General features: G+C 47.6%; 27 protein-coding genes. 6 read left to right on the forward strand and 21 right to left on the reverse strand.

What is annotated here, in order from left to right; genetic code table 11:
- Window positions 1-220: 220 nt before the first annotated feature.
- On the reverse strand, window positions 221-1,636 hold the full coding sequence (gene dnaB, locus HA050_RS05380; protein ID WP_099399493.1) for a replicative DNA helicase: 1,416 nt from the start codon (window positions 1,634-1,636) through the stop codon (window positions 221-223).
- Between the two features lie 102 nt (window positions 1,637-1,738).
- Here dnaB and HA050_RS05385 point away from each other — a divergent pair, with 102 nt between their 5' ends.
- Both HA050_RS05385 and HA050_RS05390 read left to right on the forward strand, forming a co-directional pair.
- A complete protein-coding gene (locus HA050_RS05385) occupies window positions 1,739-2,167 on the forward strand; it encodes a type II toxin-antitoxin system RatA family toxin (protein WP_166823045.1) in 429 nt (142 codons plus the stop codon).
- 17 nt (window positions 2,168-2,184) lie between these two features.
- Window positions 2,185-2,493 carry an RnfH family protein gene (locus tag HA050_RS05390; RefSeq protein ID WP_166823048.1) on the forward strand — a complete coding sequence of 103 codons (309 nt, stop codon included), beginning with the start codon at window positions 2,185-2,187 and terminating at the stop codon, window positions 2,491-2,493.
- Between the two features lie 12 nt (window positions 2,494-2,505).
- Here the strand turns inward: HA050_RS05390 and HA050_RS05395 are convergent, their stop codons facing one another.
- From HA050_RS05395 to HA050_RS05420, 6 genes are all read right to left on the reverse strand, one after another.
- Complete coding sequence (locus tag HA050_RS05395; RefSeq protein WP_166823051.1) at window positions 2,506-5,706, reverse strand: PAS domain-containing hybrid sensor histidine kinase/response regulator; 3,201 nt, start codon at window positions 5,704-5,706, stop codon at window positions 2,506-2,508.
- On the reverse strand, window positions 5,703-6,281 hold the full coding sequence (locus HA050_RS05400; RefSeq protein WP_166823054.1) for a SpoIIE family protein phosphatase: 579 nt from the start codon (window positions 6,279-6,281) through the stop codon (window positions 5,703-5,705). The genes HA050_RS05395 and HA050_RS05400 overlap by 4 nt, the downstream gene beginning before the upstream one ends.
- A 3-nt stretch (window positions 6,282-6,284) precedes the next feature.
- Window positions 6,285-6,689: an anti-sigma regulatory factor gene (locus HA050_RS05405; protein WP_205836301.1), complete on the reverse strand. Its 405-nt coding sequence runs from the start codon at window positions 6,687-6,689 to the stop codon at window positions 6,285-6,287.
- Window position 6,690: 1 nt separating this feature from the next.
- The gene (locus HA050_RS05410; RefSeq protein WP_115227722.1) at window positions 6,691-7,059 is read right to left on the reverse strand and encodes an STAS domain-containing protein; all 369 of its coding nucleotides are present in this window, start codon (window positions 7,057-7,059) and stop codon (window positions 6,691-6,693) included.
- A 9-nt stretch (window positions 7,060-7,068) separates the two neighbouring features.
- Entirely contained in the window at window positions 7,069-7,971 is a 903-nt protein-coding gene (locus HA050_RS05415) for a protoglobin domain-containing protein (RefSeq protein ID WP_205836302.1), read from the reverse strand.
- Between the two features lie 322 nt (window positions 7,972-8,293).
- Window positions 8,294-8,719, reverse strand: a complete 426-nt coding sequence (locus HA050_RS05420; RefSeq protein ID WP_166823060.1) for a DUF4124 domain-containing protein — start codon at window positions 8,717-8,719, stop codon at window positions 8,294-8,296.
- 544 nt (window positions 8,720-9,263) lie between these two features.
- On the opposite strand from HA050_RS05420, the gene HA050_RS05425 reads away from it, so the two are divergent.
- From HA050_RS05425 to HA050_RS05440, 4 genes are all read left to right on the forward strand, one after another.
- Window positions 9,264-12,254, forward strand: coding sequence for a beta-galactosidase (locus tag HA050_RS05425; protein WP_166823063.1), 2,991 nt, complete (start codon window positions 9,264-9,266; stop codon window positions 12,252-12,254).
- A 155-nt stretch (window positions 12,255-12,409) separates the two neighbouring features.
- Entirely contained in the window at window positions 12,410-13,738 is a 1,329-nt protein-coding gene (locus tag HA050_RS05430) for a glycoside hydrolase family 125 protein (protein ID WP_166823066.1), read from the forward strand.
- Window positions 13,725-14,891 (forward strand): AGE family epimerase/isomerase, encoded by a 1,167-nt coding sequence (locus HA050_RS05435; RefSeq protein ID WP_166823069.1) that lies wholly within the window; start codon window positions 13,725-13,727, stop codon window positions 14,889-14,891. Before HA050_RS05430 ends, HA050_RS05435 begins: the two co-directional genes overlap by 14 nt.
- 107 nt (window positions 14,892-14,998) lie before the next feature.
- Complete coding sequence (locus HA050_RS05440; protein ID WP_166823072.1) at window positions 14,999-15,607, forward strand: glutathione S-transferase family protein; 609 nt, start codon at window positions 14,999-15,001, stop codon at window positions 15,605-15,607.
- A 224-nt stretch (window positions 15,608-15,831) separates the two neighbouring features.
- Here the strand turns inward: HA050_RS05440 and HA050_RS05445 are convergent, their stop codons facing one another.
- The 14 genes from HA050_RS05445 to HA050_RS05510 form a co-directional block, all read right to left on the reverse strand.
- Window positions 15,832-16,392: a YegJ family protein gene (locus HA050_RS05445; RefSeq protein ID WP_166823075.1), complete on the reverse strand. Its 561-nt coding sequence runs from the start codon at window positions 16,390-16,392 to the stop codon at window positions 15,832-15,834.
- Window positions 16,367-16,804 (reverse strand): hypothetical protein, encoded by a 438-nt coding sequence (locus HA050_RS05450; RefSeq protein ID WP_166823078.1) that lies wholly within the window; start codon window positions 16,802-16,804, stop codon window positions 16,367-16,369. Before HA050_RS05450 ends, HA050_RS05445 begins: the two co-directional genes overlap by 26 nt.
- Window positions 16,805-17,236: 432 nt before the next feature.
- A complete protein-coding gene (locus tag HA050_RS05455) occupies window positions 17,237-18,253 on the reverse strand; it encodes a hypothetical protein (RefSeq protein WP_166823081.1) in 1,017 nt (338 codons plus the stop codon).
- 131 nt (window positions 18,254-18,384) lie between these two features.
- The gene (locus tag HA050_RS05460; protein WP_166823084.1) at window positions 18,385-18,561 is read right to left on the reverse strand and encodes a hypothetical protein; all 177 of its coding nucleotides are present in this window, start codon (window positions 18,559-18,561) and stop codon (window positions 18,385-18,387) included.
- A 165-nt stretch (window positions 18,562-18,726) separates the two neighbouring features.
- Complete coding sequence (locus HA050_RS05465) at window positions 18,727-19,413, reverse strand: FG-GAP repeat protein (protein ID WP_166823087.1); 687 nt, start codon at window positions 19,411-19,413, stop codon at window positions 18,727-18,729.
- A 193-nt stretch (window positions 19,414-19,606) separates the two neighbouring features.
- A complete protein-coding gene (locus HA050_RS05470) occupies window positions 19,607-20,077 on the reverse strand; it encodes a hypothetical protein (protein WP_166823089.1) in 471 nt (156 codons plus the stop codon).
- A gap of 69 nt (window positions 20,078-20,146) precedes the next feature.
- On the reverse strand, window positions 20,147-20,608 hold the full coding sequence (locus HA050_RS05475) for a GNAT family N-acetyltransferase (RefSeq protein ID WP_166823092.1): 462 nt from the start codon (window positions 20,606-20,608) through the stop codon (window positions 20,147-20,149).
- Window positions 20,609-20,737: 129 nt separating this feature from the next.
- Window positions 20,738-21,331, reverse strand: a complete 594-nt coding sequence (locus HA050_RS05480; RefSeq protein ID WP_166823095.1) for a hypothetical protein — start codon at window positions 21,329-21,331, stop codon at window positions 20,738-20,740.
- A gap of 186 nt (window positions 21,332-21,517) precedes the next feature.
- Entirely contained in the window at window positions 21,518-21,835 is a 318-nt protein-coding gene (locus HA050_RS05485) for a DUF445 family protein (RefSeq protein WP_166823476.1), read from the reverse strand.
- Window positions 21,836-22,019: 184 nt separating this feature from the next.
- Window positions 22,020-22,595, reverse strand: a complete 576-nt coding sequence (locus HA050_RS05490; RefSeq protein WP_166823098.1) for an SMI1/KNR4 family protein — start codon at window positions 22,593-22,595, stop codon at window positions 22,020-22,022.
- 68 nt (window positions 22,596-22,663) lie between these two features.
- Complete coding sequence (locus tag HA050_RS05495) at window positions 22,664-23,152, reverse strand: DUF695 domain-containing protein (RefSeq protein WP_166823101.1); 489 nt, start codon at window positions 23,150-23,152, stop codon at window positions 22,664-22,666.
- A gap of 106 nt (window positions 23,153-23,258) precedes the next feature.
- Window positions 23,259-23,573 carry a hypothetical protein gene (locus tag HA050_RS05500; RefSeq protein WP_166823104.1) on the reverse strand — a complete coding sequence of 105 codons (315 nt, stop codon included), beginning with the start codon at window positions 23,571-23,573 and terminating at the stop codon, window positions 23,259-23,261.
- A gap of 144 nt (window positions 23,574-23,717) precedes the next feature.
- The gene (locus HA050_RS05505) at window positions 23,718-24,248 is read right to left on the reverse strand and encodes an ankyrin repeat domain-containing protein (RefSeq protein ID WP_166823107.1); all 531 of its coding nucleotides are present in this window, start codon (window positions 24,246-24,248) and stop codon (window positions 23,718-23,720) included.
- Between the two features lie 100 nt (window positions 24,249-24,348).
- Window positions 24,349-24,783, reverse strand: a complete 435-nt coding sequence (locus HA050_RS05510; protein ID WP_166823110.1) for a hypothetical protein — start codon at window positions 24,781-24,783, stop codon at window positions 24,349-24,351.
- Between the last annotated feature and the right edge of the window lie 93 nt (window positions 24,784-24,876).

A 24,876-nucleotide genomic window follows, 5' to 3' on the forward strand; every position in this document is an offset into this window, starting at 1 on the left:
TTCTTTTGCCTATAAATGTTGGGTTACGCTGGCTTGTCCGCCCTTAAACAGGCGAATAAACCAGCTAACCCAACCTACAAAAACGTTATCTCCCGCAGGTTTTGCTTAAGTTGACAGGATTGGGTGCAACCCACCCTGCAAAAGATGCATACCAAACTTTAGGATGGCTCGGTTTTACAGGGTAAACAACGAGCGAGTGGCTGCCCACTCTGCTCACCACTTATTCAAGATCACTCGACCAGCCATCCGGGCGAACCAAGGCGTTTTCGAAGCGGGAATGCTGGCCCACAAACACCAGCGGAATCTTGCCCACGGGGCCGTTACGGTGTTTACCGATAATACATTCGGCAAGGCCTTTAAACTGACTGTCCGGGTTGTAGTATTCATCGCGGTACATAAATAAAATCAAATCCGCATCCTGCTCAATCGCGCCCGATTCACGCAAGTCAGACATCATCGGGCGCTTATCGGTACGCTGCTCCACAGAACGGGAAAGCTGCGAGAGCGCAATAATCGGCACTTTCAGCTCTTTAGCCAGTGATTTCAAGCCACGGGAAATTTCACCCAGCTCGGTCGCGCGGTTCTGGTCTTTTGCGCCTGCCCGCCCTGCCATCAATTGTAAGTAATCGATCACGATCAGGCCCAGCTGGCCGCCGCATTGCCGTGCTAAGCGCCGCGCCTTGGTGCGGATATCCAGAGCAGTTAATGAGCCGGTTTCTTCAATAAAAATCGGCGCTTCATTCATACGGCCCACCGCGTGAGTCAGACGCACCCAATCTTCATCTTCAAAGCGGCCGGTTTTTAGCTTATGCAGATCGATGCGCCCAATCGAACCCACCATACGCATACCCAGCTGAGTTGCGCCCATTTCCATGGAGAAAATCGCCACCGGCAGCTTCAGCTCAATCCCAACGTGCTCGGCAATATTCACCGAAAACGCCGTTTTACCCATGGAAGGACGGCCTGCCACAATAATTAAATCGCCAGCCTGCATGCCCGAAGTCATCCGATCCAGATCCAAAAACCCAGTTGCCACACCAGTGACTTCAGATGGATTATCTTGCTGGAACAGATGATCGATGCGCTCAACAATTTCTTTTAAAATCGGCGGCATGCCGATAAAGCCTTTCTGGCCGCGGGACGATTGCTCGGCAATCTGAAACACGGCCGATTCGGCCTGATCGAGCAGCTCGGAAGCTTCACGCCCGCTGGGGCTGTAAGCAGCATCGGCAATATCGGTGGCCACAGATGCAAGCTGGCGCATCACTGATTTTTCGCGGACAATCTCACCATATCGGCGGATATTGGCCGCTGAAGGCGTGTTTTGCACCAAAGAGCCCAAATAAGCCAGGCCCCCTACGTAAGATAACTCTTCATGAGTATCGAGCGCTTCGGCCACGGTAATTACGTCGGCGGGCCGGCCTAATTCAACCAGCTTAGCGATTACGGCAAAGATACGGCGGTGATCATCACGGTAGAAATCGGCTTCAAATAAGGTATCCGCAATTTTGTCAAAAGAGCTGTTATCCAGCATCAGGCCACCAAGCACAGATTGCTCAGCCTCAACCGAATGCGGTGGCATGCGGATGTTTTCAAGTTGCGTCATGGAGTGGTCGGGGTTACGATGCTCGGTCATTTTTTTACATCTGGTGTGCTTGCTGGAAGTCCGGCATTTTACGCTACAAACTATCGATTGCGGCGGATAGAAATCAGTCCGGCCGCCCTATAAAGAAACCCTATGCAGTCTATTCGTAAAACCGTATTGGTGACGCACTCAGCAGATCAAATGTTTGATCTGGTTGATCGCGTTGAAAACTACCCGCAGTTTCTGCCATGGTGCGGCGGCATTGAGATACATGAGCGCAGCGAAACCATTTTAGATGTCACGGTAAAAATCGAGTTTCTGAAGGTAAAAACTTTTTTTCGCACCCGTGATATCAAATCAAAGCATCTGATCGATATGCAATTTGTGGATGGCCCGTTTAAGGCCCTGCATGGCGTGTGGCGTTTTATTCCGCTGATGGAAGACGCATGTAAAGTTGAATTTGAGCTGGATTACGAGTTTTCCAGCCGCAGCTTAGAAATGATTATTGGCCCGGTATTTAATAAAATCACCAGCACCTTTGTAGATGCTTTTATTAAACAAGCCGATAAAATTCATCCTTAAAAATTCTCTGAGCCACCATGAGTACATTAATCAATGTGGAAGTCGTTTATGCCACACCTGCACTGCAAAAGCTGATTGCTATTAAAGTGGCGGCCGGCACCACCGCTGAACAAGCCATTTTGCAATCAGGTATTTTAGATTTTTTCCCGGAAATTGATTTATCGGGCAATAAAATCGGCATTTTTTCCAAGGCTTGCAAAGCAGATACCGTTTTGCGCGAAAAAGACAGGGTTGAGATTTACCGCGCACTGCTGGCAGACCCTAAGGAAGTACGCAGGCAGCGCGCGCTGGAAGGTAAAGTAACAAAAAAGGGCGGCGCAGGATAAGCCGGCCGCCTGCTAGGACACCGCGATACTTGAGCTCATTCTTTGCAAGATAGGCAAAGCATCGCCAAAATTGAATTTCTCCAGCGCAATTCTAAATGCAGCAAACTCTGCCGGATCAAAGAAATCGGCCATCGCATCCCCATATTTGCCCATGACGGTAAGGGCTTCCGCGTCCATATCCATCAATAAACGCTCAAGCCAGGAAAGCAAATTTTGTAATTCTTTGGCGGGCATTCTGCCTGAGGGTGCGGGCGCATTGGCAAAGGGGTCTTCGCCATTAATATAATCATTGACCTCACGCATCAGCACGCTCAGATGTTTTTCGAGCAAGAGCAAATCTTCTCTCACCTCATTCAAGCCACCGCCGTGCGAAATAGCCGATTCAATCCGCCCTGCAATTTCTGAAACCCTGGTTCCGCCCAGTGTTGCACTAAGCCCTTTCAAGGTATGAGAAAAACGTAAAGCAGGCTCCAGCTCATTAGCAAGCAATGCGGCATGCGTTCTTTGCACACAATCGGCTTCACTACCGCAAAACTGCTTCAGCATCCGTAAATAAAGTGAAGGATTATTCAGCACATACCCCAGCCCTACTTTTACATCCAGCTCCTGCCTGCCAGCCGGGGTTGCAGGTGCTGGCGTGATGGCCGGAGCGACTGGTTGCGATAAGGGAGGTGGCGCAAACGCTGCAGGTGCAGGCACTGGCTCAGGTGCAGTCTGCAGAGGTGGCGTAATTTCTGCTGATGCGGCACTGGCCTTTACGGGCTTGGGCTTGCCATCAGGCCTTGTAACCCGCCAGTGTTTCAGGCATTCAAAAAACTGAATCGGGTCTATCGGTTTTGAAACATGGTCATTCATACCCAGATCAAGGCAGCGGGCGCGCTCTTCCACCATGGCATGGGCCGTCATGGCAATCAGCGGGATATGGCTGTAGCGGGCATCAGCACGAATATGCTTTGATGCTTCATAGCCATCCATTACCGGCATTTGCATATCCATTAAAATGGCATCGAAGTGTATGTCGCCCATAAACTCCAGCTTTTCCAGCGCTTCTTTACCATGGTTAGCCACCACCACATCCACGCCTACCGAGCTAAGCAATTCGGTAGCAATTTGCTGATTAATCGGGTTATCTTCGGTGAGTAATACCCTCATCCCTTTCAGCCCGGCTTCTTCCTCATCCTGCGGCGTAGTCTGTGCTTCAGATACGTCATCATTATCAAAAATAGAAACCAGACAATCCGTTAAAGAAGAGGCATTTACCGGCTTGGTTAAAATGGCACTGATATTTAAGCTTTGAGCCTGAATATATATATCTTCGCGATCAAATGCAGTCACGATCACCATCTTAGGCGTGTCATCGGGCAGCATCTCCTGAATTTTTTTGGCGGCCTGAGCGCCATCCATAATTGGCATTTGCCAATCCAGTAATACCAGACCAAACGGATCACCCCGCTGATGGGCTGCACTGCATAATTCCACCGCCCCCTGCCCTGAGCCCACATGCTCTATACGTACCGAAAACCGTTTTAAAACTTCAATAATCGCAAGCCGCGCGTGTTCATGATCATCCACCACCAGCACGCGCATATTATTGATTTCTGCAGGAATAGCGCGTGTTCTGATTTCTTTATGCTCTACACCAAACCAGGCAGTAAATACAAACTGACTGCCTGTACCACTCTCGCTCTCGGCCCAAATACGCCCGCCCATCAACTCAACCAGTCTTTTACTAATTGAAAGCCCCAGCCCTGTACCTCCAAATTTGCGGGTGGTACTGCTGTCGGCCTGGGTAAATGGCATAAATAATTTACCCAGCTGCTCCTGGGTCATACCAATACCGGTGTCTCTGACTCTGAATTCTAACTGCGTTTGCTCATGGTTTTTTTCCATGCAGCTAATGGTGATTTCAACTTCGCCTGTTTCAGTAAATTTCACCGCATTATTGACTAAATTAATCATAATCTGGCTTAGTCTTAATGAATCCCCCAGCAGGCAGGGCGGTACATCAACCGGATTATGAATAACGAATTCCAAACCTTTTTCAAATACTTTCTGAGTGGTTACTGTGCATACATTATTGAGCACCGTTTCTAAATCAAACGGGGCAATTTCAATATTTAATTTACCCGCTTCAATTTTAGAAAAATCGAGGATATCGTTAATAATCCCCAATAAAGATGTACCTGCATGATGTATTTTAGAAAGGTAATCACGCTGCTTCGGTGGCATTTCTGCTTTTAATGCCAGATGAGACAAACCAATCACCGCATTCATTGGCGTGCGAATTTCATGGCTCATATTAGCCAGAAAACTCGATTTAACATTGGCGGCTTCTTCTGCCTTGGTTTTAGCCAATTGCAGCTCTTGCTCCACAATTTTGCGCTGGCTGATATCCCGCGCAAACAAAGTACCACTGCAATGCCCGTCCATACTTAAAACGGTCATTCCCACTTCAATAGGCAGCAGGCTGCCCGAACGGTTTCTTGCGAGTAACTCCCAGAATCTTGCGGTGGTAATCCGGGAGGTAACTTCACTTAATCCCCGCTCCAGCACCAGGGGCAAATCACCATCCCCTTCAATATGAATCAGGCTTTGCAGCTTTAAACCCACCACTTCGGCAGCAGCAAAACCGAAAGTCAGCTCTGCGGCACGGTTCCAGTCTGTAACACAGCAATCCTTATCTAGCAAAATAACGGCAATCGGCGCACCTTCAATCACCGCCTTTGATTGCATCTCACTTTGCTGCAATGCCATGGCACGGCGGTCTACCTCCTGCTCCAGCCCCTGCTTATGTGCGGCCAGCTCAGCATTACTCACCGTGAGCACAGACATCAGCTCATCACGGGTTTGCTCATTAATAATGTTTTTAACCTGCAAGATCGCATCAGTATCCTGATGATCAATCCGGAAGGCCAGCTGTACAGCCCCATCCGATAAAGTATTCTGAACATCAAAAAAGGCAGAGAGCGAATGCTTCGCCCATCCGCCTTCAGACTGCACCAAAAAGCACAGTGCATCCCCATCCACCCCTACCGGCAAGAGGTGATTCAGGGTTGACTGCCGGACAAACTGACAAAGCGAGTAAAACCCCGTCAGCAGAAAATCGCTGCGCATCCGGTTAAGTTTTAAACACCCCAAAGCCCGGCGCAATTTATCGCGGGCAATAAAAACGCCTTCTTCGGATCGCAGATCCAACACGCCAAGTTCAGTCATAATGTGCACTTTATAGCCAGGCAAGTGGCATCGTCGTAAAGCTTTCCAAAACGGCTTAGCAAATTTGAAACCATTTGGTTCAGGGTATTTCTGCGCTCACGCAAAATATCATCCGCAGCAATATGCTCCTGTATGCCATCCGTCGCCAGAACAAAAACATCATCACTTTTAAAACTGAATGTCTCAATTCTTATACTGCGTAAAATAATACCCAAAGTGCCCGCCTGCGCCGGAAAAGTAAAACAATCTTTTCCCAACTTACGCATCACGGTATTGCCAATGGTAATGCACTGCGCATTGCCATCATCCCCCAAAAAAGCCATCGTAATGGCCGTACCGCGCGATCCCCGGATATGCTCATGCAAAGATTTAAGCATCCATTCGATATCTTCGCTGCTATTTTCTTCCAGCCACTGCTCGCAAAGCCTTGCCAGCTCATGCGCCTCAGGGCCATGCCCCAGCACATCCAGAATACCAACCAGTACGCCATGCTCCATTTGTTTAATAAAAGTGCCATCACCACACACTACTTCGCCATAGCAAGGACGCAAACAACGTGCATATTCAAAGTGCATGGCTTAGTTCTTCCATTTGCGAAACAGGACCCGGGTTCCTATTTCTGGCTCTGAGCTAATCTCAAACTCATCTGCTAAACGACGCGTTCCCGGCAAACCCAGCCCCAATGTGCCCTTGGTACTGTAGTGCTCAGACATGGCGAGCTCCAGGTCTTTTATACCAGGCCCCCGATCTTCGGCCTTCACCTCCAGCCCTTCATGATTTTTGATCACCACCCAAGAAAAAGACATCACCCCTTCGCCTGCATATTTCACAATATTAGTAGCCAGCTCAGATGCACCCGTTGTTATTTCTGTGATCGCCACAGGCGAAAAACCACATTGCTTGGCTAAAGAAAATGTGTACGCCACCAACATCGCCACATCAGCATCATTGCGGATTTTTCGCCAGACCGTTGCCATTTCCATGCTAGGTTTCATGAAGTAAGTCCAGTGCTTGCCTGATAGTCTGGCAGCCACGCAACGCTGATAAATCGCTGTCTAACGCTGCTAAACCGGCAATGACGCCAGGCCGGAAACCAATAAATACTGTTTTTGCCCCCATTATTTTCAGCATTTGCGTTAAATCCACCAAGGCTGCAAATCCGTCCACGTCCAGCGCGTCGACTTCGGATAAATCAAGCATGACCCCTTTTGCAGCCATTTTCGTGACCTGTTGCAATAATTTACTTTGCAGCGCGATCATCGTAGCGGGCCGCAAATCACTTTGCACGCAAGCAAGCAAAGCATCTTCAACAACAGAAATCGCAACTCCTCCCCCGGATTCACGCTCATCCATTACTGCCCCCTAAACCTCATCAAGTCTTTTCATTCTGATGCCCACGCTCTTGAAGGCTTGTTCAAGGGCATCCCGTAATGTGGCATGGGTAGTCATTCCTTCAATATCAATGCCAAGGTGCACAATGGTCTGGGCAATTGAAGGAGAGACACCTGATATCAGACTAGTACAGCCCATCAGGCGTGTTGCCTTAGTAATTTTAATTAAATGATTAGCCACGCCTGAATCCACAATCGCCACGCCGGAAATATCCATAATAAATACGCGTGAACGGGTTTCAGCAATTTTTAATAAAATGGCCGCCATAATGTCCTGCGCCCGTTTTGAATCAATAATTCCCACCACAGGCAGCATTAAAATATCCTGCCAGATCATCGTCACAGGCGTAGACATTTCCATTAATGCGCGGCTTTGCTCATTAATTCTTTCATTGATCAAACGGCTATAGGTTTCAACCACAATGGTGGTATCCAGATGCAATAGCTTGGTAATTGCCGCGACTGCTTTACCGTATTCCTCGCTAAATAAACCACCGTCGTATAATTTTTTTGTAAACAGGACAAATGAGTAATTCATTCCTGCAAAATAGCTGGGTAAAGACAAACCAATCCGTGCATGTGTTTCGCCCAAACGGCGGCGATCTTCCATATACGAATCATCCAAATGCCCCGCAAAGAATGTTTTCCAATAGGTAAGCTGGGCATTTTGTGCACGTTTCTTAACTTCATCATTCGCAAACAGCGTCTGATACTCTGGCAGCTCACGCATCCATTCATAAAAATGCGTAATGTACTCACCCATTCTGGGCACAACCAACGCGCCGTATTTACGAACCACTTCAAGATCAACTTCGTCAATATCATGCAAACGCATCACATCTTTAATCGATGTCTGGCTGGTATGTTCATGCATATTCATTCTCCTTCGCACCACTTAATACTGACAAAAAACCATGCTGGATAACAAAAACATGGCCAACTTTTCTCAAGGTGTTTTCTGAAATCAAAAAAAGATAAAACTGCTGTCTTTCTAGATAGGCAGACGAAAGGACTTTAGCAATACATAAACTCAAACTTTCCAGATCTGGTGAATAATTACAGAGCAACGAAAGTTAGAAGAAAGCAATCAAACAACAAATCAAGTGGATGTAAGATAAAGAACGCAGGCAAAAAAGCAGACCACAACAGACGAAAAAAAACCGCCTGAAGAGGCGGTTTTTGGGGGGGCTTACAGATTATGGGCAAAAGCGTTTGATATTTGCCTCTGTGCTTGCGGTTTCGGCTTTGCGCTGCGAGGCCTCCATAAACTCCAGCTTGCCTTTTTCATTCACACTGGAGAATTTTTTTGAACCTTGTAAATAACCCAACCTGGCCATGGCTTCTTTGCAGGCTTTTTCGTCTTTTTCACCTTTAGCAGCTGCTACCGGCGCGCTGGCCGGAGCGCTGGCTTTCACCGCCACGGTGCTTGCAGCAGAGGCTTCACGCTTCTGCTGGCCTGACATCGAGCTGACCGGCAAATCCTTAGTCTTTAGTACTTCTGCTTTATTGCCCTTAGGTGGCTGATCAGAGTAATGCATCATCCCATCAGCATCTTTCCATTTATAGATTTCGGCATGTGCGGTTGCTGTGATCAGCAAAGCCATCAAAATTAAGATTTTCATTGCATCAACTTCCTTGTTTTCTTGCAGCACGACAATAAGCCATATTGAAATAAGCGTAATCAATAAACGCCATCAATGCCATTGGCAATTCTAATTAGCTGATATGCTGCATACCCGATTAATTCAAAAATCCTTTAACACAGCCTGATACAAAGCACTCATTCTTTGATTTCCATCATATCCTGCTTTTCATACAATGAGTAAAACCCAATCAATCAGGCGGCATTAAATATTGGCACTATTAGCAGGCTTAGCTTTTAGCATTTAATGAAACTTTCTTCGCTAAGGCTCGTCCACCTTAAATCAACAGAAGGCAAACCCCTGGCAATATCCGTGCAGTGAGGGGTCTTGCCCCTCTTTTCATCTATACACACCCCTGCGCTTAATTACAATCAACAGCAGATGACAGAAAGTAAATTACCCATACAAACCAAGAAAATGTAATCAATACTAAGGGGTGGGCAGAGAGGCACTGCTGCAAAGTCAGAACCGCCCATGCTGCCCGGGCCTAAATTGATGCAAACGTTGTTTAAGAGGAAAACGCATGAGCGCCATATTTTTTTACGATGTACATCTGGCCTGTCACGGCGAGCGCCCACGCCAGGATGATCTGGCCCGCTGGCAAGAATCCGGCACTTTGGCCGACTGCAGCACCTTGTTAAATGCTTTAAACAGCGCATCAGCAGGCAGCTGCTTAATTGCCATGCACGGCGCTTATTTTCCGGCCACAGCGTGGCCTGCACTACTGCGGTTTCTAAAAAACGGCGGCAATTTACTCAGCATGGGCAATATGCCCTTCTCTGCCCCGACGACATTGTTCAGAGATTTAAACATTCACGAAATGCTGGCAATTGACTGCAGTGAAGCCGTTAGTCTTGAGCCCGCTGAAGAATATCCGCTACTGAGTGAGCACTGCAGCTTATTTGCACCGCAAGACGCCTGCTGCGGTTTTGTGCTGATGCCAACCAAGCATAAAGATCACCCTAAGGAATCCAGCTCCAACGGACCAATGGACGCGCGGATTTACCCTTTACTCACCGCCAAAGATGCCACAGGCCGCCCGATTGCCGCCCCTGTAGTACTTATCGAAAACCATCGCGGTGCATTTGCCGGCAGCCGCTGGCTGTTTGTCAACACCGACGCCACAGCTCTTTTTTGGGACCAGGGCGGGGGCGAAGCGCTGATCGCCTGGGCCAAATTTTGCGCCCGGGGTGTAACAGAGATCTGGATCAAACCTGATTTTGCCTGCTACTACCCCAGCGAAGTACCTACAATTAACTTACAAATCGAAGCCTTACGCAGCAATGCAGCCTGTCAGTGGCAGTTTGAAATCAAAATCATGCAAGCGGGCAAGATGCTGATTCAAGAGACAATGGCACTCACCACCACCGCGCACGGCCCCGTATTTCACCGCACCACGCTGCCTATGGTGGTGGTACACGGCTATTACGCTATCCACTGCCGTGCCATTTCAGCCTTTGGTGAAGTACGTGAATTGCAGCAGGGATTTTGGGGGCGGGATCACCGCTTGCTCGATGAAGGCCAGCCGCTTTGCGCAGGTCGTGATTACTTCACCCGTGGCGGCAAACCCGTGCCGATTATCGGCATGACCTATATGGCCAGCGATGTGCATCGCAAATTTTTACAACTCCCCAACCCTGCAGTATGGGACAGGGATATGGCCGAATTTGCCCGCATGGGCATCAACTATATCCGCACCGGCATCTGGACAGCATGGCGGCAAGTAATGTTTGCCGACGGCCACGCCCAGGAAGCCGCTTTACGTGCGATTGATGCCTTTTTACACTGCGCCAAACGCCATAATCTGGAAACCTGCTTTACCTTTTTTACCTTTACCCCGGAAACATGGGAAGGCCAGAACCCCTATCTGGACCCACGCGCCATCGCCGCACAAAAGCGGTTTATTTCCGCCATTGTCAGCCGTCACAAAGACAGCAGCCATGTGCATTGGGATTTAATCAACGAGCCTTCGATGTTTAACCCTGAGCAGATTTTCCTTGGGCCGCGCAGCGTGCAAGACCCGGTTGAAATCGCCGCATTCAGAGCCTGGCTGCAAGAGCAGGATGCAGATATTGCCAGCTGGCAACAGCGCTGGAACCGCAGCCCAGCCGATCTGCCCGGCTGGAGCGCCGTACTGCCGCCACTTGCGCAGGATGTGGCATTTAATAACACCGAGATTACGCCCAAGCAACACGGCATCTGGCTGGATTACAGCCTGTTTACCCAAGCCATGCTCAACCGCTGGGTGGCCGATTTAAGCGCCACCATCCGCGCCATTGCCCCAAACCGCCTCATTACCGTAGGTCAGGACGAGGCACTGGGCATGCAACGCCCATCGCCCATGTTTTTTGCCGGGGCGGTGGATTACACCAATGTGCACAGCTGGTGGCTGAATGATGATTTAGCATGGGATACCATTTTCAGCAAAACGCCCAATAAACCAAGCCTCGTGCAAGAAACCGGCATGATGCATATCGAAAGCCCAAATGGCCGCAGTAAGCGCAGCGAAACGGAACTCGCCCATATGTTAGAGCGCAAATATGCTTACGCCTTTATTAATGGCGGCGCGGGTGCAGTGCAGTGGTTGTGGAATATCAACTACCACATGGACAACATCAACGAATCACATATTGGCGCATGCCGGGCCGATGGCACACGCAAGCCTGAAGCTATGGTGAGCGAAGACTTCGGCAGCTTTTTTAAAGCCGTTGCCCCGATAATGCAAGGCAGGCAGCTGGAAGACGTAGCCGTGATTTACCCCTTCAGCAACGATTACGGCAACCGCCGCTTTGCGCTGGAAGCCACGCAGCGCCTGGTGCGCGTGATGCAATACGAGCTGAAAGTGCCGGTACGTGCCATCAGCGAATATCATCTTGCCGATCTGGACCACGCCCCCGCCAAACTGATCATTATCCCCAGCCCGCACGCCCTTTCGCAAACGGCCCGCGATTGGATCAGCCAGTGCAAAACGCCCATCCTGCTGACCGGCCCCTGCGATCTGGACGCTTACTGGCAGCCCTGCCATGCCCTGATGAGCGAATCAGACACGCGTAATCTGCAGCGCGAAGAATCCATCCATATTGGCAACCATAAATACCGTGCCAGCTTTGGCGGTGACAAAATCGCCAAGCTTAGCAAGGGCAATGCACTGGGCAGCTTACAAACCACGGGCAATATCCTTTGGTGCCCGCTGCCCTTAGAAATGAACGATCGCACCGAGCCACTGCTTGCGCTCTATCAGGCCGCATTGGATTGGGCCGGTCTAAGCGCCCCCTTAAACTGGCTGTCGGGCGGGCAGCCGGGCATATTCGCGCAGAAACTCAGCTTTGAGCAGGGTGCATTATGGATTTTGGTGAATGAATCAGGCCATGAAGAAGCCATCAGCTTTGAAGACAAAGCCAGCGGCTGCAGCTACTCGCTCACCATCGCCAGCGAGCGTGCTGTCTTATTTGCTACAGATAGCAATGGCAAGGTAACGGCAAGACTGAGGAAGCACAAGGTGAATCAGCTATAAGAAAAAAGGGAAGCCACCCAAGCATAAATACCTGCTTCAGGGCTGTAGCCTCCCCGTTTGTAAAAGGGAGATTTATCTTTGATTTTTTTGCTTATTTAAGCCCAACATCCACTGCAAATCCCCCCGAGCCCCCTTTTAACCGCTGAGATGATCCCTTGCAGCCACAAAAATTCCACAGCACAGCCGTTAACGACCATATCGAAAACATCTGCCAGCACATCTCTGATCCCGCCTTAGAGCGCCTATTCCGCCAGTGTTACCCCAATACACTCGACACCACCGTGGCATTTCAAATGGTGGATGGCCTGCCCGATACGTTTGTGATTACAGGCGATATCCATGCCATGTGGCTGCGGGACAGCGCGGCGCAGGTTTGGCCATATTTGGCGCATATCCAGGCAGACCCAATGCTTGCCGGCATGATTGCCGGGCTGATCCGCCGCCACAGCACCTGTATCATGACCGATCCTTACGCCAATGCCTTTAACGATGGGCCCGGCCATAGCCAATGGCAGAGTGACAACACCACCATGCTGCCCGAATTGCACGAGCGCAAATGGGAGCTGGATTCGCTGTGCTACGCCATTCGTCTGGCGCACGGCTACTGGCAGCGCAGCTCAGACCGCAGGCCTTTTGATCAGCAATGGCTGGCAGCCATGAAGCTGGCTGTAGCTACCATGCAAGCGCAGCAGCGCAAAGAGAATCGCGGGCCTTACTCCTTCACCCGCAGTGGCAGCTGGCAAGCGGACACCTTAGCTTGCGATGGCTGGGGCAACCCTGTCCGCCCGGTAGGGCTGATCGCCTCGATGTTCAGGCCATCGGACGACGCCACCGTTTTACCGTTTTTAGTGCCATCCAACTTTTTTGCTGTAGTCAGCCTGCGCCAGCTGGCCAGCATGGTGAGCGAGCTCTTTAATGAGATCGACTTTGCCGCCGAATGCACTACTCTGGCTGACGAAGTCGCCGCCGCACTGCAAACCCACGCCATTGTTCAGCATCCTGAACACGGCCTCATCTATGCCTATGAAGTGGACGGCTACGGCAGTGCCCTGCTGATGGATGATGCTAATATTCCCAGCCTGTTGTCCTTACCCTATCTGGGGGCAGTAGCGCAGAATGAAGAGGTCTGTCAAAACACCCGCCGCTTTGCGCTCTCCACAAACAACCCGTGGTTTTTTAAAGGGGACCAGTTTGAAGGCAATGGCAGCCCGCACACGCTGGCACCCATGATCTGGCCGATGTCCATCATCATGCGGGCCATGACCAGCGATCAGGACGAGGAAATCAGCCACTGCCTGCACATGCTAAAAAGCTGCCACGCCGAAACTTACTTTATGCACGAATCATTTCACGCCAGTCAGCCACAGCAATTTACCCGCAGCTGGTTTGCATGGGCCAACACACTGCTGGGTGAGCTGATCAGCAAAATCGCCCGGGAACGCCCCCATTTACTCTCTGCCAAGGATCGCCATGTTTCGCACTAGAGAATTTCTACTTCAGCATATTCGCCACACCATGGCGTTTTACGACCCGATATCGGTCGATCCGGCGGGTGGTTTTTATCATTACTACATGGATGACGGCAGCATTTACGATAAGCAAAGCCGCCACCTCGTCTCGTCCACCCGCTTTGTATTTAATAATGCGATGGCGTGGCTGGAGTTTGACGACAAGGAATATCAGGCGCGCGTCAGGCACGGCATCGATTTTATCCGCAAGGTGCATTTCAACCCGCTTTCCGGCGGCTACGCATGGGAAGTTAAAAACGGCGAAGTAACAGATGCCACCAACCAGTGCTACGGTCTCGCCTTTGTAATGCTGGCTTACGCCTGCGCCTATCGCAGCGGCATGGATGAAGCCAAAGTATGGCTGGATGAAACTTACGACACCATGGAGCAACATTTCTGGCTGCCCGAATACGGCGTTTACGCCAGCGAAGCCAGCAGCGATTGGGCGCTGGATGATTATCGCGGCCAAAACGACAATATGCATGGCTGCGAAGCCATGCTCGCCGCCTTTGAAGCCACCGGCGAAATCCGCTATTTAGACCGCGCCAAGCTACTGGCCGCCAACTTTACCCAGCGCCAGGCCGCCTTAACCGACGGGGCAATCTGGGAGCATTTCCGCACTGACTGGACGCCCAATTTGCAATACAACAAGGGCAACAAGACCAATATCTTCCGCCCTTGGGGCATCCAAACCGGCCATCAAACCGAATGGGCCAAACTACTGCTGATTTTAGACCGCCACGACCCGCAGCCCTGGCACCTGGCCCGCGCCCGCGAGCTGTTTGACGAAGCGATGTCATCCGGCTGGGACGAAGCACACGGCGGGCTGATCTACGGCTACGATCTGGACGGCGAGCCTTACGATCAGGATAAATACTTCTGGGTACAAGCCGAATCCCTCGCCGCCGCTGCCTTGCTGGCAGATCGCACTGGCGAAGAGAAATACTGGCAAGCCTACGACAAAATCTGGGCCTACAGCTGGGAGCACTTTGTGGACCACCAATATGGCGCCTGGTACCGCGTACTCAGCCCAGACAACCAGAAAATCGACCAACACAAATCCCCCGCAGGCAAAACCGACTACCACACCATGGGCGCGTGTTATGAAGTTTTGAGGGTGGTTGATTAAGAGGAGGAATAAACTTAGGGCGCAATCGCCGCTGGCATTGCGCCAAAAAGGCTCAGTTAATTAGAATGAAAGAAGTGCGCTATTCAATCTTTTATTGAGTTCAATCTATGAATATCAAATTCTATTATGCAGCCGGAGCAAACTGCTGTGAGCGCGTCAGATGGGCTTTGGATTTTAAATGCATAGCCTATGAATTGATTGATTTAGAACATGAATTTGATGAAGCACATTTTGCTGACATCAGCCCATTCGGGCGCTGCCCGATCATGGAAATTGATGGCCGGGCTCTCTCTGAATCGATGGCGATGGTTGAGTTTATTGAAGAAATATATCCATCCCCTCCTTTAAACTATTCAGATCCTTTTCTACGCGCTCAAGTCCGTGAAATATGCGAGGCAGTAAACTCATCGATTCACCCTGCACAAAACAGCAGCATTATTCAGCATTTCCGGCCTGATCTGAACAAAGAACAAATGAAACCAATCCGGGCGCATTGGATTGCCAGCAATCTGGCCAAACTGGAAGCCCAGCTTTGGAAAAACAGCTCATTTGCAATTGGCAGCCAATTTACACTTGCAGATATTTTTATTGCCGTTATTTATAGAAAAGGAATAAAACTGGGTAACTCACCCAAAGAGTCACCCTGTTTTGAAACCCATTGGCAGCACCTTTTATCCCAGCCAGGCATTAAAGAAAGCTGCCCAATTATTGAATAAAATTCACGAATGTCATTTATTTGGCCAAATTATTCACCCCGGGTTGAGAAACCTAAGGCGTTATGTAGGGCATGGTGAGGCGGCCTACGCCCCCAGCTCTGAATGACATAGATTTAATTTTACTCTGACCCCTGTTATTCTGGAGCGCTACTTTATGACTAAACCGATTTAAACCATCCGCAGCGGCCCGCAGAGGATGGGATGGTTTCTTAATAAAACCAGACTCACAGCTCGCACGTCAGCCCATGTTCGCGCATAAAAGCAGCAGCCTGTTCCGCAGGCTGCTGGGTGAGCAGCGCACAGGCGGTGAAGTTGCCAATGATTTTGCCGCCAACTTCATCGATATACATCCAGTCCACAATCTGAGCGCTAGAAAAACGGATCCGCTCCCCCAGCCTATGCTTCATCACCAGCCGCGGCTCATTATTCAGGCTGCCGATAAAAGCATCCCCCTGAGCGGCAAACTGGTCCACCCAGAAATTCTCGGTGTGCTTACCATCCGTAATAGCGACCTTCAGCATATAGCCCGAAGTGCCTAGCTTGGGTTTGGCGGCAAGCAATAGAAACTGCGGCAGCGACTCCGCTGCACGGGCATAAGCCTTACGCATAGCAGGCTCTTCGCGGCTGATGTGAATAACCTCGTCCTTGGCAGCAAGCTCAGAAATACTCTGGGCATTGGCTGTGGAGATGAAAAAAAACGCGAAGGCGGCAAGGAGTGGGCGCAAAGGCATAATGGTTTGTTTGTACTTAGGGTTAGGGCTAATTCTTGCAAAAAAATGATTCATACTTCTTTTGATCCCACACATTGGCAAGATGACTTAATTTGGAAACAGCTTTAGAAAAACCAAAACGCTCTGTTGCTGACGTAAACGCAATCGGCTTACCGTTTCTCAAAATCGCCACCGCATGGCCATCTTTCGACCATCTAAAAGAACAATCTTTTTCTAATGGATTAGCAATCACAGCATCAGAGCTGGCCATGCTTTGTTCAAGTAAAGGCGCGTCCCCGTATTGTTTAATCCTATCCCAATCGACTTTTGCTATGGGTGGAATACGTGAGTAGGCAATAGCATCCTTAACTGGCTTTTGACTTCCGGACTCAGTTAAATACATAAATGCAATTTTCTCATTATCTTCAAATATTGCGAACCTATTGGAAATAGCATTGTGAGAAGAAATGAAAATATCTTTAGCCATAAGCAGCTCCGGTGAAATCAACATTAGTACTAGTGAAAGTTTATTTAGCATATATGCTCATCAGAATGGCGAAGAAGGCCCCGTGCCAGTTTTTTAAATGCAATAATCTATTTTAAATAATTATTACTACAAAATCAGTCCACTTTCCAATATAAATATTGGACAATTTTTTAATGATTATATGCTGAAATTACCCTGCCAGCTGATTCTTGAAAAAACTGACAAGTTCATCCTCGTTTTGAACTCATGAGTCAAAAGCATTGCCTGCATTTGGACCACCAGCTCCTTGCCAGCATTCAAAAATCAAAAAGCTCCCTGTATTTTCTGAATCATCAGACACCTATACTCGGTGATCAATGTAGCAGCTGTTTAGTATTGTTCCGATGATTTCTAACGGTATTTCCATAATTACCCACTTGGAGGGGGCCGCAATTAGTGCTGGTTAATATTAAGTTTTTTGCAAGCAAATTTACCTCGTTCAGCAATCGAAGCAGATTTATCTGCAGCGAATCGATTTACAAGGCTGACTAATGCATGATCCAGGGCGTTATTTGTCATTTCACGAATTAAGTAATCCACCGCCACTTTCCTGACCACTGGAGAGGGATCAATAGACGCGATCTGCAAAATAGCTATTTTATTTTCAGCAGACCTTACAGGGCGGCTACCCAAAACCGGTTTATAATATCCTTTGCAATAACGAATATCCCTCCACTCCCACACCCTGGCACTCAACCAAGTCATTTTTCCATCCAACAAGGACTGATAGGCTCTAGCCCGAACCATGGGCTGGATTGCATGCTTAGCTATTTCATCCAGCCTGGAATCGAATATTTCATTTCTTGATAACTGTGAAAAAATCAAGCTCAATGGCCCTACAGAGGAGTGCACAATTCTGGAAACAATTTGGCCTTTCACATCTGGCGATGAGGCTATGCCAAGTATCAAGGTTTTCGAATCTTCATCCATTCGCGTCCATGAATTCCAGCATGGCAGCAATCTGAAAAGTGCGGTTACCACAATAGATGGATCTGTATTCTTAGCCATAGCCATGAAGTTTTCTTTTGCACACTCCCTGACCTGAGGCACCCAGTCATTTAATCGTCGAAACGTAACAATAAAGAAAAAAACATTGGGTGCCCCCACAATCATCGCTCTAAGCGCATGCTCACGTTTGAAACCATTTTCGCTGCATAAATCCACCCATGGAATAGACTCGGCCGGTTTTAACCAGAATCTCCATACTGCAGGTTTATAAATGCTTTTTGCCTGCCATAAGGCCCAGCGAATAAATCTTTCCCATTTATCATACTTTTGCGCAGGCAAATTAGATGTGACTGCAATAAGCTGTGACAAAGCATTATCCAACGAATGCCCACATGCATGAGATTTCGCCAAAGCATGAACCGCAAGCAGCAGCTGATCTTGGTATTGCTTATGAAGATCCACGCATACTCCAAAGAATTGAAAATAAAATGCAGGGCCAGATACGAGGCATTGTGTTGCAATAATTTTAATTAACTAAATCGATTTCTTGTTAAATGTGTTAATACAAGGCTTGGCCCCAGATTTACTCAATCTTATTCAAAATGGGGATGCGCTTCACGCAAAGATAAAACTCTCCATCCAGCAAGAGGCTTAATTTCGAAGTCCAGTGAAATTGCGATACGATCGCGTGCCCAAGCAACTTCAATTGGCGTATTTCCATTTATTGGGAACTCAAGCTCTGGAGGCTGTAATCCTTTTGCCTTAGCCAAGCCTAAAACGCCCCGCATAACAGGATCAGGCCCCGCATAACAGGATCAGCTATCTTAAGAACCGATTCCCAATTATTGAATAAAATTCACCAAGCCCTGTATCCCATTACACCACTCCGTTGAGCGCAATCACTCGTGCAGGCGACCTAATTGAAGGATAAGTTTTTATTTATAATAAGAATCTACGGGGTAGAGTTTCGTGCTTGATTTCATCTTTTTACCAACAAGTGATGAAGTGGTCACCTCTACATTCTTGCCATCGGAAGTAGCAGCCTCAACCAGCGAATAAACAACGTAAAGTCCCCTTCCGGGAGAAATCGCGTAATGCGTTGTCTGATGCCAGCAGCAGCCACTTTTCTCAAAAGTAATCAGCCGCTTGCGGGCTTTATCAACTGAAAACATGCCCAGCTTTGAGGTGGCTAATTCTGTCAGCTCATCGCTTAAAACAAACTTCCTTTTACTTATATTGTAAACATAAACATCATAGGAAGGGCCGCCATATGCGCTATTGTTGCCATTTCTGATTGCGATATCTGTGGAGCCATCAAAATTAAAATCATCCGCCACCACCGCGCTTTGATCGCTATAAAGCACAGTATGATTCGCCGGCAACTTTCCGTTTGCATTTAAATAAACAGCAAGATCAGGGGTCTTAAGGGTTTGAACCAGGCCAGCATTCTTTTTTGTAATATGAATTTCAGCGGGCCCTTCACATTGTTCACTATTACATTCGGCAATGACTTTTATTGTGTATTCATTCGCTACATCAGGAATAAGGAAGCTTGCCGCCTGTGCTGCGGCTGCAAAAAGACAAACGGACAAGGCAAATTGGGTTTGAATTAACAGCTTCATTTGATTGCCTAAAATTTCCAAAAAAGAAAGCACGCAAAATTTTTTAATACGTCCGCTTATTTAAGCATTATTTATCACAACATACTGCGATATGCACTCAAGCCAAAGGTGGTAACAACCGAACATGGCACTTACCAGAAAAACGAACAAGCTGCTCCCCGCATACTTTGAAATCAAGGGATTCAGCAAGCAATTAACAGCGCTTCCTTTTCACTAATGAATATCCTTTACCACTATACTCATAAAAGCTTTTTGAACATGAGCCTGCATTTCCTTCTAATGTACTGATTGTACGAAATCCATTTTTAATCTTGTCATTCAGCGTGATTGAAACCCCAAATCCATCAAGGACGATATCGGGAGCAACCCCAGCATCCTGAACAATCCAAACAGAGCCACCAGCCGATCCCCATCCACAGCCATCACGGGTTGCTACCACGTAAGCATCTTGCTTTTGCGGATCTTTAAGCCCAATAGCTACACCAACAACTTTGCACCCGGAATCTTTAAAAAACTCCGCATTTCCTTTTGAACCATACATTGCTTTCTCTATTCTAGCCGGCAGCTTTATAAACAGAGGATTTGCCTCTGTATCGTAGGTTTCAGCTGATGCTGCAGCAGAGGCTAAAAACAAAACTGCCATCCATACAAACTTCAAATCCATAATTTTTACCGCGATCGTTAATGATGTGGGCGAAATGGCCTTGCCAACAGGCGGCCTTTTAAAAAAGGATCAGACACTGGCATGCTTACACTCAAAATTACTTCTGTACTTAACGAAACCCCGTTTTGAAGAACCTGCAAAACCTGCCCGCTCAAAAAAACGGTGAGCATCAGTTCTTTGTGCGGAGCTTAGAAGCATGATCTTTGAACAATTTCTGCTTAAGCAAAACCCTTCAATATGCTGCAACAAAGCAGCCCCCAAACCACGGCCTCTGTATATTTGACTGACAACAATATTTTCAACGACTGCGAAGGGCTGAAAACCAAACATAACATCAGCACAAAGACATACCAACGCGGTTCCTTCAACCAAACCATTGTGCTCACAGACAAAAAGACCAGTTTTGTGGTCAGCTAAAATCTTCGCGATGCATTCGGGCAGAACATTAACTGCCGGATTCTCAACCAGCTGTGCGTAGAGTTCAGCAATGCGGTGGCTATCCGTTGGCGTTGCCATCCTTACATGATTCATCAATTTAATCCCGACCCCCGGCTTGGGGCAAGCTTAAAGCCAGGCAGCCAACAAAAGAAAATAATAGGCACTGGCAGCGTGCTGTTCAGTAATCAGCACGGGTAGCCTTAGGTAAACAGCATCAAGTATTTAGTTTAAAACACGAGCGCTGTCTGTGCTGCCCGTGCTGTCCGTTAGCCGGTATAACTCAATTTGCGCAATTTTCATTTCCAAAACTTCATTTGTTATTACACCCTGATCACACAACCATTTGAATTTTGACTTTTCTCTTTCAGGCTCATTATCAAAATCAATATTTCCATACCAAGCTAATAATTGCTTGTTTTTCCTGGTCATAATTTCTTCTATTATTTTGTCATGACTCTCTGTCTGAATAATAAACAAGCTGCCTTTTTCTGCCTGAAACACAGTATATTTAATTTTTGTAAAATAAAACCAGGCAAGACACATCGCACCAAGAAAGACCCAGGTTGCTTTAGCAATAGTAAAATAACCTTCGTATACAGCAAACCCTGCCTGAAACACGCCTAAGATCAGCCATAAACAACCAACATTTTTAAGCCAGTCATTTTGTTCAATACGAATACTCGACTTTTTAGGTATATCTGCATAATATAAGTCCACATCACCTGAACCATTTTTATCTTTATATGCAAAGTTGATCACATCATCCTTAAACAAAAATGTATGCTTATTCGAACCCTTTTTTTGAATTACTTCCACGAAAATACCTCAGATATATTTAAATAATTCCAAACTATAAACATACGCATTCTAAAATGTATATTTACTTATGCCAAAAACATAACAATTAATAAAAACCACGCTCTATGCATGTCCAATATATGGAATAAATTACGACCAGCGAAGCAAACGCAAAAATTCAGCATCACGATTGCCAGAAGCACCCTACACCAAGATTCGTGTAAGACTTTGCAGCCTAAAGACCAAGCAACCGTATGTCAACTGCGTACAGATATTTTTTCTCTCACCCCATACTTTCTCCCCCAAATATCCAACCACCACATAAATCATCAGCCCCACCAAGCCATCCACCAAAGTGCCGCTGACGCGGATATATTGCAGGTCGCTGCCGATGTTTAATTCGATGCGCTCAGCCATGTATTGCCCGTCCCAGGTTTTAACCTGATCTGAAATAAATACGCCGATTGTTTCGCGGCATTCTTCAATAATTATGGGAATGACACGCTCGCATTGAGTATTGATCCATTCTTGAAATAACTGAGGTCAGAACAACATTAAATCCTACAATGCTTAACACTCTCAGAGCCAAAGAAAGCGGATTTAACTTTACTCTGACCCCAGTTATTATGGCCTCGCTTGTGCGGCCTAACGTTTGAATTAAGGGGCGCGGTTTAGCGCGTCCCGCTTGAATGATGGGTTAGGTGATTTAGCCATTAAAGATAACATTGCCATTTGTGTCGTAAACGCTTTCATATGGCAAAAGTGATTCCACAAATTCTTTAAAGTTATTCGCTACCAGGAGGCTGTTACCTTCATCGGACTCTATGACTATTACCTTTGGGGCTGTACTAGACTCCCTATAATCTAGGGCTAACCATGTATGACCATCCCCTTCGATTAACAATAATTTTTTAGGTAATCCCCATTCCTCTATTAGGCTGGCACTGTCGAAGATAGAAGAGCCGTAAGGGTTAGGTTCGATGCCTGAAAATTCACCAATGGTATAAAACCCTTCTCCAAAATAGTACTGAGTTGAATCGTTGTAACACGATGGTAACTTCACCACTCTTGAGCCGTTAGTGCCAGCATACTGGGTGTATTCAGGAGGTAGTCTGACTCCATACTCGTCCTCAAACATCTTTATTCTTTCTTCCGTTGAATAGACTCGATAGTTCTCCACTTCGTGGAAATCACCACAACTAGAACATACGAAATATGCTGTGCCATCAATAATATCTGGCTCAGGATAGTCGCTTCGGCAACCTATACCGTTACACTTCATAGATTCACCTAACGTTCGACGTAAGGGGCAAAGTGCGGCTTGCCGCACTTTGCCCCTTGACGGAGGGGTTAGGCGTCGGGGCCGTTTGCTTGCGGGAATAGCTGAAAGACATTGGCTGCCGCCTCCCTACTTGCATCGTTTGCCATGCGATAGCTCCACTCGCGCTCCCATTTGCGACAGCCAAGCAGCTGTTGCAGCGCCTGATTGGCCGTCTCGGGATCGTGAACCTGAAAGAGCAACTCGCGTTGGACGTTCCAAGTGCTGCGAGCGAGAAAAAGAGCATTCTGTGAGCCATGCTCGGTCCTGCTGGTGAGGACGGTAGATTCGATCTCATCTCCAATCTGAAAGAGGATCGCGCTCTCCGTGGAGGAAGGCATCCCGTTCTCGACGGTGTCAGCCACTTCTAGAGTGACGACCAGATGCCAAGGAAAGATCTCCGCGAGGGGAAACGACAGAAGAGCATCGTTTACAACGATGACCTCAGGCTGACCGGAGCGAGTGGCATTGAAGAGCGTGTAGTGCGGCTCTGGAACCTCGATGGAGGTGCGATCGGGCATGATTTGACGCCTAACGTCAAAATTAAGCAGCTTGCCTACGCTGCAATTAGATAAAGAAGCCGCACGTTCCGGGCAGTCTGCTTGAATGCCATGTTAGGCATAACAGTTATATGAATGGAACCTTTGAACGAACACCCTTTTTTTCAATGTAGAGGGCAGCCGCGCTTGAGAGATCGTTGCCCAGTACTCGCTCATGGCGAATAAATTGAATAATTGTTGCCATCGCTAAAGATAAGTCATTTGCAGTAAGAAAAATGATTAGCAATGGATTTGTTTGATTGTCTTGATCTTCGTAGTCATAGCCGTCGTCATCGATGTTTCCTTTGGACTGAGCCTTCAATAGATCAGGGATTGCATAACGTAGATCAAGGTCCGGGTTTTTAAGTTTGTCTGGATCGAGTGTGAGTACCAGCGAATTCATGCAATGCCTAACGTCAAAATTAAGCAGCTGGCCTACGCTGCAATTGGATATAAAAGCCGCACGTTCCGGCCAGTTTGCTTGAATGCCATGTTAGGCGTATTGCCACTGTACAAAAAATAAATAAGCACGCCACGAAAACATTAATTAACCGTGATCTGCCCCCGGTTTCCTCTTTTCAAACAACCCCTTAAGCGATGCATTCTTTCCGTGGGAGATGACAGTTACGAAGTCTCTGATTGTCTTTTCCGAACCAATTTTGTGGTTCTGGTCTCCACCCACAGACAATAAATACTCAACCAAGGAGAAGTCTATTGGGTTACTTACCAACGCTTGGTGAAGCGGCGTGATGCCTTCGTTATTTGGAAGGTTCACATCTGAACCGGATTCAACCAGAATTTTTGCCGACTCAAGATCAGAATTTCGGACGACATAGTGAAGAGGCGTGTTCCCATACATATCGGTGCCAGTCGCATCAATGCCAGAAGAGATGAGAAATCTGAGCGATTCAGGTGGCACCTTTCTACTTACAGATAGAGATGCAGAGTGTATTAAACTCCAACCCTCCTCCTTCGATTTTTCTGTCAGAGAGACGCCAGACTCCATAAGCGCGGCCAATTTCTCGATCTCGCCTCGCATTACGGCTCTTAGTAAATCTCTGCTTGTGACTTCTGGCACGAAGCCTCCTTAGGTGCCTAACGTCAAAATTAAGCAGCTGACCTACGCTGCAATTGGATAAAAAAGCCGCACATTCCGGCCATTCTGCTTGAATGCCATGTTAGGCGCAGTAGTTTGAAAATGTCGAATCATCTGGATTGTAAACACTGACGAAAAAATATGGTGTCGTACGATAGTGCTTAAAAGCCCTTAGCACCTCAGGGCTTTTAACTACCTCTGCGGCGGCTATAAATAACTGAATGAGGTGCTGCTCAGGGTCTAATTCGTAGAACGAACGCATCCATTCGGCAAGGTGCTTCACTGCCGACCATTTTTCAATGTTTGTATCCGCGAAGTTATATAGCATCCAACTACCAATCTCTTTTAGCCCAACTGTATCTTGGGTTGTCAGAAATGAAGGCTCAATGTAGCCGTGCCAAGGGTGGATTCCTAAATCAAAGGACATCATCTCATACGCTGAGAAATTATCGGCTAGTGCGATTAGCACCTGTGCCAAGGCTTCTTTTAACTCTGCTTTGAAGGTGACTATATCCATCTTTGCCTAACGTGAAATATACACCTATGCAGGTGTATATTTAGTTTATCTGTGTGTATAACAAAACATACCATCAAGATTTTACATTGATCT

Source organism: Iodobacter violaceini (assembly GCF_011601265.1).
In the GTDB taxonomy this organism is placed as follows: Bacteria; Pseudomonadota; Gammaproteobacteria; order Burkholderiales; family Chitinibacteraceae; genus Iodobacter; species Iodobacter violaceini.